The sequence below is a fragment of the Flavobacterium sp. SOK18b genome, from assembly GCF_014156605.1.
In the GTDB taxonomy this organism is placed as follows: Bacteria; Bacteroidota; Bacteroidia; order Flavobacteriales; family Flavobacteriaceae; genus Flavobacterium; species Flavobacterium tiangeerense.
The window spans coordinates 1-15,504 of the sequence record NZ_QKNZ01000074.1 but is presented as its reverse complement, the minus strand read 5'-3'; the positions used below and the strand labels follow the sequence as shown (position 1 = coordinate 15,504).

The following is a 15,504-nucleotide window of genomic DNA, read 5'->3' as shown; positions in this document are numbered from 1 at the left end:
CGGCTACAGCTGCGTCAGGCTATGCGCTTTGTCTTTATTTTCTTAAAGAAAGAAAATAAAGGATGCCGCTGCTATCCTTCATGCAAAATCCTCCGTTTCAAGTTTAATCTCGAAAAAGAGAAGAACAGCATCAAGTTTTTAAGTACGAAAAGCTTGCAATTAATAAAACACCTAGTCAGTTTTGTACTACTATTATTCCTATATTTGAAGACAGATAAATGTGGCTAACATCAAAGCAAGTGATCTAATTTGAGGGAGCTGTGTTTGATTTTGCGAGATAAAGCTAAAAGTTATGTGTAATTATCCCAAAAAATATGAAAAAAAATACTCTATTAATTTTAGCATTATTAATTTCAACTAATTATAGTATGTCACAAGAAAATAATATATCAACATCTGAAATGATAATAAATAGTACAATTCGAATAGAATGTACAGGAGACACAATTATTAATAATCAAAAACAAGATTTCACATCAACAGGTACAGGATTTTTTTTTGAATTTTTAATTGAAGGTAACAGAATACCAGTAATTATTACAAATCATCACGTAATTAAAGGTTCAAATATTGGAATATTAAATTTTACAGAGTTAGGAGATAAAGGTCCAAAATATGGTAATATCATAACTCAAACTATTTCAGATTTTAAAAATAGTTGGATTAAACATCCGAATGTTGATTTAGCAATTTTACCAATTGCAGGTATAATTGATAATATTAAGAGGCAAACAAAAAAAGACATTTCACTTGTATATTATGAAGAAAATTTAATACCTAACGATAAATTACTAGAAGATATAACTGCTATTGAAGAAGTACTAATGGTTGGTTATCCAAAAGGTTTTTGGGATAAGGTAAATAACCTTCCAGTGGTGCGAAAAGGAATAACTGCTACTCCAATATATATAGACTATAATGGAAAAAAAGAGTTTCTTTTAGATATTCCAATATTTTCAGGTTCTAGTGGATCACCTATAGTTTTATTTAATGAAGGATCATATTCGACAAAAAAAGGAGGAATTAATATTGGAAGTAGATTATCATTATTAGGCATTAATGTTCAATCAATCGACTACATGGCAGGCGGACAGTTAATATTACCACCCAATAACCCTACAATTCAAACATCCACATTTGTTCCAATGAATATCGCTGTAATTATAAAATCAGAAGAACTTCTTGCTTTTAAACCTCTATTGAAAAAAATGTTGGAATCTAAAAAATAACTACCCCTGCTAGGGCAAGCGTTTCACTCGTGATGGGTGTTAACGGATTACTATGATTTTAGTTTGTACCAGTCAATAGTTTTTATTAAACATTGAGATAGTATTTGTATTCACGAACGGGGCGCTCTCGCCAACTGACAGGTCACCTTAAGGTTGGCTTTCGATTTAACTAAAAAGAATTCAACTATAAATAAAATAATGATGAAAAAAATAATTGTAATCCTCGTTTTTTCTATTTGTTCCATTTCTACATTTTCACAAACAAATAGTGGTAATGAAATAATGGCACAAGGAAGTTCAAAAACAAAAGTGAAGCCTGATTTAGCGTATTTAAGAGTAACTATTGAAAAAGAAAATCAGGTTGAAAAAAATGCAATCAAAGAACTAAATGAAGAAATTGACAAGTTGCAGAAAGTACTTTTTAAAATAGGCTTTACAGAAAAAAATATTAAAATTTCAGATTATAAAGTGTCAAGTAATCAAAATGATGACAATAAAAAAGAATATTCTGCTACAAATACATTGTCAATTGATTTTCCTTTGAACAATAAAGTTATTGAAGCATTTTATCAAGAAATTCAAATCGAAAACATCAAAGATTTAGACGTAGAATTTGAAACTAAAATTTCTGCAGAATTAGAAAATAGAGTTAGACAAAAGTTAGTTCAAATTGCAATTGCAGATGCAAAAAGTTATGCAGAAAACGTTGCAAATACATTAAACGTTACAATTAATAATGTAAAACAGGTTTCGAAATTTAGTCCACGAGATTATTTCACAGCATCGGAAAAAGTATCTGAAATGAAGTTTGATAAAACAATGGCGGCTTCCGCTCCAAATCCAAAAACTTCCTTTGACAAATTTGAAGTTGAAGAAATAGAATTAGAGGAAAACATAACTATCGTTTACGAAATAGTAAAAAAATAAAAAGCAATCTCACCTGCTAGCGCGACCTTACCGTTGGTGATGGTCCTAACTAATTACTATGATTTTAGTTAGTACCAGTCATTAAATTTTTTAAAATATTGAAATAGTATTTGTGTTCACGAGCGTAACGCTAGCGCCAACAGTGACAAAAACCTAACAATTCAATCAAACAAAATATAGAAAATATGAAAAAAACAATGCTCTTACTTGCCTTTTTTGCTGTTAGTAATTTTACTTATTCACAAGTTAATAAAGCTGATGATGCAATAAAAAACCTAATGCAAAAAAATAAAATTGTTGGTTTGCAATTAGCGGTAATTAAAGATAATGCCATTATTAAAACAAGTCACTACGGCTTAGCATCCGTTGAAGATTCGATTGCAGTTGATAGCCAAACTATTTTTAGTATTAATTCCATGACTAAAGCATTTACAGGAGTAGCTATTATGCAATTAGTCGAAAATGGTAAATTAAATCTTGACGAGCCTATTTCAAAATATTTGGATAAGCTGCCTAAAAGTTGGCAAAATATTACAGTAAAACAAATAGTTACACATCAATCGGGACTTCCTGAAATTTGGGATTCACAAGGAAATATGTTATCTGAAAATAGTGAGACTTTATTTCAAAAAATAAAAGAATTACCTCTTGTTTTTAAACCTGGTAAAGAGTTTAGAGACTGTCAAGCAAATTACCTACTGCTTGGAATGCTTATTGAAAAAATAAGTGGACAGTCATTTGAAAAATTCATTTCAGAAAACCAGTATAAAAAAGCGGGAATGAAGAATTCCACCAAAGCTGGTGTAGGCGATTTTTACAACATAATTAAGCACTCTGCAAAGCCCTACTCGTATTTTAGAAATAACATGCTAACTAATGTGTATCAACCCATACCTTCAAATTTGTATCCAGCTGGCGGAATCTATTCAACGGCAACAGAAATAGCACAATGGGTAATGGCATTACAAAGTAATCAATTAATTAATGCCGAAAATGTAAAGACTCTTTGTACCCCTATACGATTAGAGAACGGAGAAATACATCAAGAAAACGGTTTTCTGAATCAGAGTTCGATTGGTTTTTATTCCTCTTCAAGAGAAAAAAATCCTGTAATTGCTTCATTAGGTGGCAATAGAAATGCTTTATACATTTATCCAAAAGATAATATCTCTGTAGTGATTTTGACAAATTTAGTGGGTTCACGTCCTGAAAATTTTATTGAAGAAATTGCGAATTTATATTTAGCGGAGCAAAAATAACAATAACTAGCAACTGCCCACCGCTTGTGCGGGCGTCCCGCTCTTGAAGGTCTTAACGGCTTACTATGATTTTAGTTTGTATCAGTCTTCAAATTTTGTGATCTAAAAGTTTTCATGAGTGAGACGCATGCGCCAGCTGGAGAATTCAAGAGCCTACTGCATTTTTTTAGGATAAATTCTTTAAAATTGTAACATAAAAAAACTAACCGGTACAAAATGATTCGAAATTTAGAAAAGATTTTACAGTTTCTTCCACTTGGATATTTATATCTAATAATCCTTGGAATTCTTAAAGAAAGTTTGTGTTATAATCAATTGGGAATTAATTATTTAAATTATTCTTCGATCATTGATACTTTGATAGGACCAATTTCAGATTTAACATCTAGCCTAGGGCTCACAATCGCAGTAATTACAATTATTATTTTGTTAGTATGTCTAAATTTTATACTTCATAAATTTTACGATAAAAAAATTATCCAAAAAATAGTTTATTTAAAAGATAATACTTTATCTGAAAAAGAAATAAAAGCTCACATAAGAAATCGAATCTATATTTTTGTTGCTATTAGCTTACTTTCATTTTTTTTAGGAATTGGTTGGGGAAAAGGTCATACTATTGAGAACAAAATTAAAACAGGAAAAATTGAGTATAACAGAATATTTAAATTTAATTCAGGTGAAAGCAAAGAGGTTTTTCTGATTGGTTCAAATAGTCAATATTGTTTTTATACGACGAAAACTAATAAAAATATAAAGATTGCTCCAATTGCATCAATTGAAGAAATTGAAATAATAAGAAAAACAACAAAATAAATTAACCAATGCAAAATAAACTACTTGACAAAACAGATGTCGAAATTAACAAGACTTATAAAAATTTAAAAATCATACTAATACTATATATGATATTTATGCTTTTTCTTATCGGTATTGCTGTGTATACAATAATTTCGAAAGGAAATTCTACTATTGCAATTATGATGGGTGGAACTGTAATCCCTTATCTAATTTTGTTAAATAAGTATCAAAAGTACGAAAAGGAGAAAAAAAGAAGAAATCTATAAAAGCCTAGGGTTTCACGCGCTAGCTTAATCGTCCCGCTCTTGATGGTTTCAACGGATTAGAATGATTTTAGTTTATACCGGTCATTAGCTTTTTTTTAAATATTGAAATAGTATTTGTGTTCACGAGCTAAACATTTACGCCAACTGTGCAGCAATATACTTATTTAAACGAAAATCCTAAATTAAGCTAATTATGCAAAAAAAATTATATCCTAATAAAATAAAACATTTTCTACTTTTATTTGTAATATCATTATTTCTAGCCACTCCATTTATTTTAATTCAGGATTTGCTGTCTTTAGAAATTTCGCAAATATTAATGTTCATAGCATTTATTGTTAGTTTCATTGGGTTAACATTTTTATTCAATTTTAAAAGAAAAGTAAAAGTAGAGTTAAATTTGAAATTAAAGTCAGAAAGGCAAATACCTCTAATGATTTTAATCATCGTAATTTTTCAAATTGGTTTCACCAAGCCTTTTAATCATTTAATAAAATTAGCATTAGGACAAAACTTAATATTAACAAACCCTTTGGATGCATTTTTAACAACTATAGGTGCTATTTTTTTGGGGTCAATATTTGAGGAAATAATTTTCAAAGGAATGGTTTTGAAAGGGTTTTTATTAACATATTCCCCCAAGAAGGCTATAATTTTCTCTGCTATTTTCTTTGGAATTATCCATGCAAATCCATTTCAAATTTGGGGAGCAATTATATTAGGCCTATTTTTTGGCTGGATATTTTATAAAACAAGAAGCATTGGAAATACTATAACATTACATTTTTTTGCAAATTTTATAATCTTAATTCAATCGTACTTATATTTTAGTTTTTTAGATATTCATTCAGTTACAATTTTAAGTGTAATTAGTATTCCAATTGCTACAATAGCTCTTTCATTTTTGGTCAGAAAGCTATTAAGAGATATGAATGAAAAAACTATTTTAATTGTAGAAGATCAACTTTAAATAAGCAGAAACCTAGCTAGGGCGTGCGTCTAACAAGTAATTGGTCGTGGATTAACATGATTTCACTTTATACCAATCATTATTTTTTTTAAATATTGAAAATATTAATTATGTTCACGAGCGTGACGCTCGCGCCAGCTGTTAAGTCAAAAAGATAAAAGCATTACAACATTACAATCAATTAAAAATAGATAATCACAAACAAAAAAAGTTATGAAAAATTGGACGCAAAAAATGCAAGAGGTTTTAAACGAAAAAACTGAAAATTATACTACTCAAGAGAAAGCTCATATTAGTTTTGATTATTTAAAAAATCTACTGGTAAAAATTGAAGACAATCATATTCCTGATAGTGAAGTGCTTCGCACAAAAATGGAACAGGTGATTAATGGCATACAACATAAGACAACGGAACAAAAAGTGCGCTACCAAACAAAAAATTTGAATGACATAACCAATTTACAAACCTTTGTAGAAGAGAACTTCAATTATGTTAAAAAAGGTAAATTCAAAAAAAGTTATACCAGTAAAAGCATGCTTTTGGGAATATCTTTCGGAATAGCTATTGGTGTTGCATTAGGGAAATTAGCACTAGGTTTATCAGTAGGTATGCTCTTTGGTATAGCAGTTGGGCAGTTAAAAGGTAGTAATTTAGATCGTAAAGCTGAAATCGAAAATAGAGTGTTGTAAAAATAAAGAAATTCCCTCGACTAGATGGAGCTCCACACGTACTTTTAAAAAAATATGTAGGTTTTGTAACGGCTACTACCTAAAAAAACTAACATTATAAAACACACTTAAATCCCTAAAAAATGAAAAAAATAGCTTTCCTTTTACTACTTATTGTTTCATCGAAGGGATTTTCCCAAAACCTTGAGTTATTTGGGAAAGTCGAATATTACGGCTTACCAGAAACAGGTAAAATTTATTGGACCGAAGAGGGAAAGCAATTTGATCCTAAAAATTTTATACCCTTTGGGAAGGATAGAGGGTTCCGTTTTAAAATAGCCATTGAAGCAATCAAGAAATTAAAAAGTCCCGTTTTGGTCTTTGCAACAGACATAACGCAAGAAACAACTAATCCAAACAGTTGCGTACAGCGCATCAAGGTATTGGAAATTGTAAATGCTTCGGAGTTTGAAAATTTAAAAAACATAGCACTTAACACTGATTTAGTGTTAAATCTAAATTGTGAAGCCGGTGTTTACTACGATGCCAGAATGGAACAGTTGGAGCAGTTTGTAGGGTCTTACACGCTAACTACTGCTGATAATTTTCGCACCATTAGATTGGGTAATGATTTAAAACGGTACAACGGCTATCTTTCGAAACAAACAAAAGATTATATGACCACAGAAGTTGGAAGTTGGAACTATGATAAAGAACAAAAAATACTTTCTTTTTACGTATTCAGACAAATGAACGAACAATACGGTTTGATGCTGAGTATGCATACCGAATACCATTTTAAGGTAAAACACAGTGAAGGTCCGATGTCGTTTGAGTCAGAAATAGGAGTCTTAAAAAAGAGATAATCACTTATAATAGACCAAGCTTCTGTACAAGTTTTTGTTTTAAAAAAAGCTACGGTTTTATCAATAAGAACCTCAATATAGCAATGATAAAACGTGCTTTATTGAATAGACAGCGCGCTTTGAAAGGCTTACTGTTCTATTTTTTATTAGATTCAAAAGCAAACTATAAGATTAGAATACATTACGGTTTTGTAATTTAGAACAACTATATTTACGGTAAACATACAGCGTTTTTAAAGCAAACTGACAATGATAATAAGTTTTGAAAAGTGCTTCTGAAATTAATTCTTTAGCAAAAGAACAAAGTTAGATAGTATTAAAAAACATAAAACCTAAATGAAAACAAGCTACATCAGTAAAAAAGAAATTCAAAAGGGTGAAGAGGTAAAATGTTGGGATATAAGAGAAGGTATTTTCAATTTAATCAAATCAACCTTTCCCGACTTAAAACAAGACGATTATATTACTATTGACGAATTGAATCAATACAGACGCCTTTATTTAACCTCCTTAATCATTCTGGAAAAAGGAGAAATTGCGGCCATTGATCAAGATGTAATGGAGGCCATAAAAAACAACTCCATTCTTTCTGAAAATATTCAAGATGAAATAGAGGCTGAACTCACTTTCGGACAAAAACTTGCTGATAATGTTGCTTCATTTGGTGGTAGTTGGATGTTTATCATCACTTTTTTTTCTTTTATTTTAATTTGGATGATCATTAATATTTGGTTTTTAACCACAAAACCCTTTGACCCATTCCCCTTTATATTGCTTAACCTTATTCTTTCTTGTTTAGCAGCTATCCAAGCTCCTATTATTATGATGAGCCAAAACCGACAAGAACAAAAAGACAGACAAAGAAGTGAACATGATTATAAAATCAATTTAAAAGCCGAACTTGAAATAAAACTTTTAAGTGAAAAAATTGATCATTTGTTAGCCCATCAAAACAAAAAACTACTTGAAATTCAAGAAATTCAAACAGACTATCTAGAAGATTTAATGAAAGAACTCAAAAAGAAATAAAATTAAATACCACAGCATAAATTTCAAATGACCAGCTAGTACCTAAAAACAAAACATATTCATAATGATACTTGTTCTTATTTTGTAGTTAAAATCAATTATATTTACGATTAAATTCACTTACCCTTTGAACCAACCGAGATAGCTATTAACCTACATGCAAAATAATTAAGAATCTATAAACATGAATTGTAACAATTGTAATCAAGAATTAACCTCAAAGTATTGTCCAGAATGCGGACAGCCAGCTGAGCTAAAAAGAATTAACGGACACTACATAATTCATGAAATAGAACACGTTTTACATTTTGAACGGGGAATTTTATTTACCATTAAAGAGTTATTAATTAATCCTGGAAAAAACATCCGAGATTATTTCACACAAAATAGAACTCGCCTTGTGAAACCAGTGATATTTATAATTGTCACTTCTTTAATTTACACCATTCTAAATAACTTTTTCAACCTTGAGGATGGATATGTAAAATACCAAGGCGTACAAAATGATACAACAAGCATAATTGTAAAATGGTTGCAAGGACATTATGGATATACAAACATATTGATTGGAGTATTAATAGCAATGTGGTTGAAAATATTTTTTAAAAAGTCCAGCTATAACTTCTATGAAATTTTGATAATGCTATGTTTTGTGATGGGAATGGGAATGCTAATTCTTTCGGTTTTTGTATTCATAGAAGGTGTAACACATTTCAAAATTATGACATTTGCAGGTGCCGTAAGTATATTATATTGCTCCTGGGCAATAGGACATTTTTTTAATAAAGGTAAAGTTATGAGCTATATCAAGGCATTGAGTGCTTACCTCTTAGGTATGATATCTTTTTGGATTATACCTGTAGTAATAGGTACTTTAATTGATTTGGTGAACAAAAGCTAAAAAAAGCAACTTAAAAAATTTACAATTAGTTCTAGCGAATAAAATAGTATCATACTTACAAAACACAATCCAAATCGTTTTTAAAGAGAAAAACGGTTAACACATATTTTATAAAATAGATTAACCAAGCCAACCATCATGATTCTATTTTTAAAAAAATTATTTCAAACAAAAAAGAAATCTCCCCAGATGAGTACCAGCATTTTACAGTCGATATTACAAAAATCTAAGGAAAACAAAGAAATAATTGCCATCTGGCAATACAATTCTGATAAAGGTTCCCTTGTAGGGTACATCACTGAAATTAATGACGAGTATATTGGGTTTAGACATTACACCCGTTTTGGTAAACCTGATGGAATTATTTTTATAAAAGTAGAAAACATTAAAAATGTTGACTTTAATGATGATTACATCAAGGTTATGGAATGCCTCATCCAATATTCTGATATTATTGACAAGCCATCCAACTTTGCTATTAACTTGAATCAATCCGAAAACTGGCAGTTTAGTGCTATTTTACAATTGTATAACAATCAGGATCAAATGGCGAGTTTTGAAATCAACGGAAATGAGTTTTTCACTGGTTTTGTTAAAGACCTTTCTGACCAAGATTTTATTCTGAATTGTGTAGCAAAAAACGGAGAAGATCTAGGAACTTCGCTCTTTAAAATAGAAGACGTTACTGAGGTAAGAGTAAATGATATCGATGATCGAAGACGATTGTTATTGTACAATTGGCGTAAAGCTACTCTGTAATTCATTCGTAAAAACTAAAATCATAACGCCAAATTGCATAACACTACTCAATTAAAATATAATGAAACATGCTGAATTTACTATTGAAAACAATACCATAGAATTCTTTAATACCATTTTTGGAGTGGAAAAAGTACTACTCAACGGAAAGAATATTTCGAGTAAATTTTCTTTTTCAGGCGCTGACCACGCTATAAAATTACAGGACAGAGATCTGGTTTTAAAAGTCAGATACTTTCTAGGAAATATGAAAATGCAATTGATGGAAAATGATCTCTTGCTTGAAGAACAATCTGCTAAAATTAGTTTCAAACAGAGGATTTTTGCGGCTTTAATTGGAGTTGGCATAGGATTCTTACTTACTAGGCTTACGAGTTATTTATAAGTTTAAAAGCAAAACTTCTCCCTTACAAATGTGCTATCGGTAAGATGGTTTATTTACCAAAATTAAACCGTACTTTAGTGTTGTTTTCCTTTTGCAAGTATGCATTTAAAACCAAAAAGAAAACAAATCATTTTTTGAACTAGAACATTATGAAAAATATACAATTAGGATGGGTCGGTTTGGGCAACATGGGTAACCCAATGGTGCTTAACCTACTTAAAGCGGGTTTTAATGTATCCGTTTTTAACAGAACCAAAGAAAAAGAAACTCCATTACTGGCTGCAGGCGCAAAATCGGCGGACAGTTTACAAGAACTTATGGCAACCTGTGACGTGGTGTTAACTATGTTATCTAATGACGCAGCTGTAAAAGAAGTTTTTGAAGATCCGAGCGGTTTGTTATCGAAAGCTAATTCTGGGAAAACCATCATCAATATGAGCACCGTTTCTCCCGAAACTTCTCGCTATTTAAATACCATTTGCAACCAACATCAAGTAGCATTTATAGATGCTCCCGTTTCCGGAAGTGTAAAACCAGCGCAAGATGGCACACTAGTAATTTTGGTGGGTGCTACTTCAGAAAATTTCGAAAAAGTAAAACCGATATTTGATGTTTTGGGTAAAATTGCCATTCATGTAGGCGAACCAGGCGTAGCAAGTTCGGCTAAATTAGCCATCAATTATTTACTTGGCCTCAACTTACAAGGTATTGCAGAGACCGTATTATTTGCCGAGAAAAATGGCGTGAGCAAAGAAGACATGCTTAACATTATCAATCAAGGCGCTTGTGGTAACGGCATCACAAATATCAAAACTCCTTCTATTTTAAGCGATTCGTATCCAGCTGCATTTGCCTTAAAACACTTGGTTAAAGATTTAGGCTTGGCCAAAGCTGCGGGATTAGATTCACCACTCATTCATCCATTGTATGATAGTTACGCTGCAGCCGAAAAAGAAGGACTAGGCGAGCAAGATGTAATGGCGATTATTAGTAGTTTGAAAAGTAAGTGATAGTGAATTAATTCTATTAAATACTCACAAAAACAAGAAAAGCTTCACCCAGTAAGATGTAGCTTTTCTTGTTTACTCGAATCAGAAAACGATATTACTTTGTTTTCATCGGTGGCAAGTCAAACGCAGCAGGCTCATGCTCAAAACTATTGCGGTGTGCACCATCACAAAAGGGTTTGTTGGCAGATAAACCACAACGGCAAAGCCCTAATGCGGTTCTTCCTTCTAATCCGTATGTTTTTCCTTCACAGTCTGTAATTTCAAAATCACCTTCTATTTTTATAGAACCATTCTTATTGATTGTTAATTTTGTCTTGCTCATATTGCTGTATTTTTTTTTAGAAATCAAAGATTGCAAAATATTTTAGAACCTGTTCAAGATAGAGTAGTATTTTATTATTGAATAGGGTTATTTACATTAATTCTATTTTGTTGTACTTCATGAAAAGTGTGTTTTTTTTAGCAGCAAAAATCAATTTCAATCAGAGAAAAACAACACAAAACTCACAGGCTGTTAAGCATTTTAAAGTTTTGAACCAATTCCAAATAATACTTTTTTTACTCAAAAAAACAATGTAAACAAGTAAATTGTACATTTGTCCAAAATAGAACAGTATAACATTTCATATATAACATGAGCCTTCTAACAAAAATCAATGTGCTGCGCCGAGCTATAACTCGTGGACTTACAAAAAATATTGGCAACTCAGCTAGCAACTTCGCAATAGATCCTTCTCAAAAAATAACAATTAAAAAAGTTTTAATTTCTAGACCCAATCACAGGCTTGGGAACTTACTACTTATTACTCCGCTTGTTCAGGATGTTACCAACACTTTTCCAAATTGTAAAATAGATTTGTTTGTAAAGGGTGGCTTGGCACCAATTGTTTTTCAAAACTATGACAACATTAATAACATTATAGAATTACCCAAAAAACCTTTTAAAGATCTTGTTGCTTATTTTAAAGTATGGGTGAAAATCAAAAGTGAGAAATATGATATTGTAATAAATGTCGATAAAAACTCCTCTTCTGGTAGGTTATCAGCACAATTTGCAAATGCGAAATATAAATTTTTTGGAGAAGAAGATGAAATACTCCGAATGAAATACCCTGATTACGATCATATTGCGAAGTTTCCTATCTATGAATTCCGAAGTTTTCTAACCAAATTAGGTTTCCCCGAGAATCATGCAGCTTTGCCTCCATTAGACATCAAACTGACATCAGCGGAATTACTACAAGGTAAGAGCGCTGTTGATGCTTTAGTACCAAATGACAAAGAAACCATTTGTATTTTTACTTACGCTACGGCTGACAAATGCTACTCTACAACGTGGTGGGAGGAATTTTATGCGGGTCTAAAAGTAGAATTTTCTAATTACAATATCTTAGAAATTTTACCCGTTGAAAATGTGTCACAAATCAATTTTAAGGCAACTTCATTTTACAGCAAAGATGTGAGAGAAATAGCTGCTGTAGTTGCAAATACAAAACTTTTTATAGGAGCTGATAGTGGCATTATGCATTTAGCAAGCGCCGGTTTAACTCCTACTGTTGGGTTGTTTTCAAGACCAAACATTGATATCTACAAGCCTTATCACAACAACAGCATAGGAATCAACACAAACATAGGTACCACAAAAGACTGGATTGAAACAATAAATAACGTATTGCTTAAACAATAATTAATCACATCCTATTTATAAAAATATCATTAGAGGTAGAAATATTGAAACCGTACATCGATTAAAATACTAAGCCTTGTTGTACCGACTTAAGAACAAAATTTCTACTGACCATCCTATTTGCATTGCTTTGAATGGGAGCAATTTGATCGTAAAATCCAGAAACTTTAACTCTGCTGTTAGATCACATGACAGTTTCAGTTAAAGATCTGGATCGATTATTTGATGCTTACAAAATGTATTGAAGCTATCAGAAATCACAATCCTGATCAAACGTAAGGAGTTTACTTGGCATTTAAACCCCTAATTCTGAAATTTTAACACTAGTGATCATTTACTAAACAGCATCTCCTAAAGCCGTCCAAAAGTACTTAAAAAGAGTATTGTTCCCGCAGATGGAATCAAACAATTCCACATTTAGGATACGTGAAAAATGAAACTTTTACTCTGAATTCTATAATCCTTTTTACTGTTTTATATCCCAACTTTGTAAAAGAATTTACAGAGTCTAACAGTCTAAATAAAACTTAGGATTATGAGTGATCAAGCAAACGAACATACAATAGAAGGAATAGATAAACTTAAAAGCCTAGTTGCAGAAATTAACACCTGTCTTTTTTGCACCAATCTCAATACGAATGATGGAGCAACCACAAGACCAATGGGAGCGGTACACGTATGTGAGCAAGGAAACATTTGGTTCTTCAGCGAAAAAAATAGTGATAAAAACAAAGAAATTGAGCAAGATTCTAGTGTTCAATTATTTTTTGCACATCCCGGAAAAGGAAGTTACATGGTTGTAAATGGTGAAGCATCAATAGTTACAAATCAAGAAAAAATCGAAGAACTTTGGTCTCCTGTTGTAAATATTTGGTTTAAAGAAGGTAAAAACGACCCGAATATTTCGCTTATCAAAGTAAAACCAAGCAGTGCTTATTTCTGGGACACTGACGGAAATAAAATGATTAATTTTCTAAAAATGGCGGCATCCGTTGTAACAGGAACAAATTATGTAAGTGGTAATGAAGGAGAAATTAAACTTTAAAACAAAAAAACGCCCCAATTATGGAACGTTTTGAATATAAATATTTTTAATTTTTAACGGGAATTATTGTAGCACTCTATTGATTTGGGAAAAGTTTTTTTCATAATACTTTTCCTTAGTTGAAGATATGATTACTCCGTTACTTGTTGATGAATGGATAAATTTTATTTCTCCCTCACAAACCTCAACAACCATTCCTACGTGATTAATCTGGCCTCTACCATTAGTTTTAAAAAAAATTAAGTCTCCTTTTTGAGCTTCATCTGTACTAATCTTAGTGCCCACCGCAGATTGTTCTCTAGAAGTTCGGGGTAGTTTTATGTCAAAAGAACCAAAAGTGGAACACATCAATCCAGAACAATCAAAGCCCTCTTTGCTGGTGCCTCCGCTTCGGTATCGAGTTCCTATATTTTCTGAGGCTCTAGAAATCAACTGGTCTAAAAAATCGTGATTAAATGATGGTTTAACGGAGGTATTAAAGTCAATTTTTTTACTTTCTATTGCAGCATCAGTTATTTTTATATCTCCAGCTGTTTCAAGTACAGCATTTGAAGTTATTTGTGAAAGAATAGAAAGTTTATCCCCTACAAGAAGTCCGTTTTTTATTGTAGGATTTTGTTTCTCTAATTCTTGAACAGTGATACCATATTGTTTGGCTATAGCATACTTAGTTTCCTTAGGTAAAACCTCTCTTATTATAGATTGGGAACTAGAATTTAATGTTCCTGCAGCAGTATTAGGCTGAATAATTCTAGCTGAATTATCTGTTACTTTTTCTACTACGCTACTTGTAGCTGGTATTGTTTCCAAATTTTCATTTTTGGGACTTTCTGCAACAATTGTTTTACTAGTTTCTTCAAGAGGGATAGTTTGACTTTGTGATACAACCTCTGTGCCCGGGATTGTTATCATTTGACCCGCCCGCAATGCTTTTACGCCTATTTCAGGATTTGCTTTGTCAAATTCTTTGATTGTAATACCGTATTTTCGTGTGATAGAATACTTTGTCTCTTTTGGTAAAACTGCTCTTGTAAAAGTGCTTTTAACTTCATTTTGATCTTCGCTTTCACCACTTTCGGTGCGATTTACAACATCCGATTCTATTTTACTAGATAAAAATGCATTTTCAGGAATATTAATTTTTTGACCTATTCTTAATTCAGATTCTCCGAGAGTGGGATTCAATTCCTTAAGTACTTTAAATGCAATTCCGTATTGTTTTGCAATACCGTATAACGTTTCTTTGGCTTGTACTTCATGATCTTTTGTTTTTTGACTTAAGATCGAATTACTTTTGGATGCACTTTTATTCTTAGATTCTTGCGGTATTACTAAAACCGAATTCAGTTTTAATAATTTTCTTGCACTTGGATTTAACTTTATAATCTCACTTTGCTTCACTTCATATTTATCAGCAATACTGGATACGGTTTCTCCTTTTACAATAGTATGTTTTATGACTCGCTCTTGCGAGAAAATAGCAATACTATTTAGAAAAAATAAAGCTGTTAGTAATCGTAAATTCATATTTATTTGTTTGCTGCTCTTTAAAAAACATACAGAGCGTGATTTGGTTCTTAGCTAATTGCTTAAAAAAATGATGTAAAAAAACTTTTCATTTCTAAACAATATAAAAATGCAATTACCCTAATCTGTTTGTCTGAAAGAGTTTTTCCAATCTAAATATTAGCGATTGGGATT

General features: G+C 31.4%; 16 protein-coding genes. 14 read left to right on the top strand and 2 right to left on the bottom strand.

Annotated elements, in window-relative coordinates; translation table 11 throughout:
- Window positions 1–314: 314 nt before the first annotated feature.
- The 12 genes from DNC80_RS11385 (at window position 315) to DNC80_RS11330 (ending at window position 11,071) form a co-directional block, all read left to right on the top strand.
- Window positions 315–1,229 carry a serine protease gene (locus tag DNC80_RS11385; protein ID WP_182651333.1) on the top strand — a complete coding sequence of 305 codons (915 nt, stop codon included), beginning with the start codon at window positions 315–317 and terminating at the stop codon, window positions 1,227–1,229.
- Between the two features lie 201 nt (window positions 1,230–1,430).
- Window positions 1,431–2,156: an SIMPL domain-containing protein gene (locus tag DNC80_RS11380; protein WP_182651332.1), complete on the top strand. Its 726-nt coding sequence runs from the start codon at window positions 1,431–1,433 to the stop codon at window positions 2,154–2,156.
- A 185-nt stretch (window positions 2,157–2,341) separates the two neighbouring features.
- Window positions 2,342–3,415 carry a serine hydrolase gene (locus tag DNC80_RS11375; RefSeq protein WP_182651331.1) on the top strand — a complete coding sequence of 358 codons (1,074 nt, stop codon included), beginning with the start codon at window positions 2,342–2,344 and terminating at the stop codon, window positions 3,413–3,415.
- A 216-nt stretch (window positions 3,416–3,631) separates the two neighbouring features.
- Window positions 3,632–4,231, top strand: a complete 600-nt coding sequence (locus DNC80_RS11370) for a hypothetical protein (RefSeq protein WP_182651330.1) — start codon at window positions 3,632–3,634, stop codon at window positions 4,229–4,231.
- 444 nt (window positions 4,232–4,675) lie between these two features.
- Window positions 4,676–5,452: a CPBP family intramembrane glutamic endopeptidase gene (locus DNC80_RS11365; RefSeq protein ID WP_182651329.1), complete on the top strand. Its 777-nt coding sequence runs from the start codon at window positions 4,676–4,678 to the stop codon at window positions 5,450–5,452.
- A gap of 213 nt (window positions 5,453–5,665) precedes the next feature.
- On the top strand, window positions 5,666–6,142 hold the full coding sequence (locus DNC80_RS11360) for a hypothetical protein (RefSeq protein ID WP_182651328.1): 477 nt from the start codon (window positions 5,666–5,668) through the stop codon (window positions 6,140–6,142).
- A 122-nt stretch (window positions 6,143–6,264) separates the two neighbouring features.
- Complete coding sequence (locus tag DNC80_RS11355; RefSeq protein ID WP_182651327.1) at window positions 6,265–6,987, top strand: hypothetical protein; 723 nt, start codon at window positions 6,265–6,267, stop codon at window positions 6,985–6,987.
- Window positions 6,988–7,323: 336 nt separating this feature from the next.
- Entirely contained in the window at window positions 7,324–8,016 is a 693-nt protein-coding gene (locus DNC80_RS11350; RefSeq protein ID WP_182651326.1) for a DUF1003 domain-containing protein, read from the top strand.
- A gap of 184 nt (window positions 8,017–8,200) precedes the next feature.
- Window positions 8,201–8,917 carry a DUF3667 domain-containing protein gene (locus tag DNC80_RS11345; RefSeq protein WP_182651325.1) on the top strand — a complete coding sequence of 239 codons (717 nt, stop codon included), beginning with the start codon at window positions 8,201–8,203 and terminating at the stop codon, window positions 8,915–8,917.
- A 189-nt stretch (window positions 8,918–9,106) separates the two neighbouring features.
- Entirely contained in the window at window positions 9,107–9,676 is a 570-nt protein-coding gene (locus DNC80_RS11340; protein WP_182651324.1) for a hypothetical protein, read from the top strand.
- Window positions 9,677–9,737: 61 nt separating this feature from the next.
- The gene (locus tag DNC80_RS11335; RefSeq protein ID WP_182651323.1) at window positions 9,738–10,061 is read left to right on the top strand and encodes a hypothetical protein; all 324 of its coding nucleotides are present in this window, start codon (window positions 9,738–9,740) and stop codon (window positions 10,059–10,061) included.
- A gap of 149 nt (window positions 10,062–10,210) precedes the next feature.
- A complete protein-coding gene (locus tag DNC80_RS11330; RefSeq protein ID WP_182651322.1) occupies window positions 10,211–11,071 on the top strand; it encodes an NAD(P)-dependent oxidoreductase in 861 nt (286 codons plus the stop codon).
- Window positions 11,072–11,165: 94 nt separating this feature from the next.
- Here the strand turns inward: DNC80_RS11330 and DNC80_RS11325 are convergent, their stop codons facing one another.
- Complete coding sequence (locus DNC80_RS11325) at window positions 11,166–11,393, bottom strand: CDGSH iron-sulfur domain-containing protein (protein WP_144889096.1); 228 nt, start codon at window positions 11,391–11,393, stop codon at window positions 11,166–11,168.
- A gap of 312 nt (window positions 11,394–11,705) precedes the next feature.
- On the opposite strand from DNC80_RS11325, the gene DNC80_RS11320 reads away from it, so the two are divergent.
- Both DNC80_RS11320 and DNC80_RS11315 read left to right on the top strand, forming a co-directional pair.
- On the top strand, window positions 11,706–12,758 hold the full coding sequence (locus DNC80_RS11320) for a glycosyltransferase family 9 protein (RefSeq protein WP_182651321.1): 1,053 nt from the start codon (window positions 11,706–11,708) through the stop codon (window positions 12,756–12,758).
- A gap of 535 nt (window positions 12,759–13,293) precedes the next feature.
- Entirely contained in the window at window positions 13,294–13,803 is a 510-nt protein-coding gene (locus DNC80_RS11315; protein WP_182651320.1) for a pyridoxamine 5'-phosphate oxidase family protein, read from the top strand.
- 63 nt (window positions 13,804–13,866) lie between these two features.
- Here the strand turns inward: DNC80_RS11315 and DNC80_RS11310 are convergent, their stop codons facing one another.
- Window positions 13,867–15,330 (bottom strand): peptidoglycan endopeptidase, encoded by a 1,464-nt coding sequence (locus DNC80_RS11310; protein ID WP_182651319.1) that lies wholly within the window; start codon window positions 15,328–15,330, stop codon window positions 13,867–13,869.
- Window positions 15,331–15,504: the final 174 nt, after the last annotated feature.

What these genes read in the sequence shown, in the direction of transcription:
- DNC80_RS11385 (WP_182651333.1), top strand. Translation starts at nt 315, where the DNA reads ATGAAAAAAAATACTCTATTAATTTTAGCATTATTAATTTCAACTAAT.
- DNC80_RS11380 (WP_182651332.1), top strand. Translation starts at nt 1,431, where the DNA reads ATGAAAAAAATAATTGTAATCCTCGTTTTTTCTATTTGTTCCATTTCT.
- DNC80_RS11375 (WP_182651331.1), top strand. Translation starts at nt 2,342, where the DNA reads ATGAAAAAAACAATGCTCTTACTTGCCTTTTTTGCTGTTAGTAATTTT.
- DNC80_RS11370 (WP_182651330.1), top strand. Translation starts at nt 3,632, where the DNA reads ATGATTCGAAATTTAGAAAAGATTTTACAGTTTCTTCCACTTGGATAT.
- DNC80_RS11365 (WP_182651329.1), top strand. Translation starts at nt 4,676, where the DNA reads ATGCAAAAAAAATTATATCCTAATAAAATAAAACATTTTCTACTTTTA.
- DNC80_RS11360 (WP_182651328.1), top strand. Translation starts at nt 5,666, where the DNA reads ATGAAAAATTGGACGCAAAAAATGCAAGAGGTTTTAAACGAAAAAACT.
- DNC80_RS11355 (WP_182651327.1), top strand. Translation starts at nt 6,265, where the DNA reads ATGAAAAAAATAGCTTTCCTTTTACTACTTATTGTTTCATCGAAGGGA.
- DNC80_RS11350 (WP_182651326.1), top strand. Translation starts at nt 7,324, where the DNA reads ATGAAAACAAGCTACATCAGTAAAAAAGAAATTCAAAAGGGTGAAGAG.
- DNC80_RS11345 (WP_182651325.1), top strand. Translation starts at nt 8,201, where the DNA reads ATGAATTGTAACAATTGTAATCAAGAATTAACCTCAAAGTATTGTCCA.
- DNC80_RS11340 (WP_182651324.1), top strand. Translation starts at nt 9,107, where the DNA reads ATGAGTACCAGCATTTTACAGTCGATATTACAAAAATCTAAGGAAAAC.
- DNC80_RS11335 (WP_182651323.1), top strand. Translation starts at nt 9,738, where the DNA reads ATGAAACATGCTGAATTTACTATTGAAAACAATACCATAGAATTCTTT.
- DNC80_RS11330 (WP_182651322.1), top strand. Translation starts at nt 10,211, where the DNA reads ATGAAAAATATACAATTAGGATGGGTCGGTTTGGGCAACATGGGTAAC.
- DNC80_RS11325 (WP_144889096.1), bottom strand. Translation starts at nt 11,393, where the DNA reads ATGAGCAAGACAAAATTAACAATCAATAAGAATGGTTCTATAAAAATA.
- DNC80_RS11320 (WP_182651321.1), top strand. Translation starts at nt 11,706, where the DNA reads ATGAGCCTTCTAACAAAAATCAATGTGCTGCGCCGAGCTATAACTCGT.
- DNC80_RS11315 (WP_182651320.1), top strand. Translation starts at nt 13,294, where the DNA reads ATGAGTGATCAAGCAAACGAACATACAATAGAAGGAATAGATAAACTT.
- DNC80_RS11310 (WP_182651319.1), bottom strand. Translation starts at nt 15,330, where the DNA reads ATGAATTTACGATTACTAACAGCTTTATTTTTTCTAAATAGTATTGCT.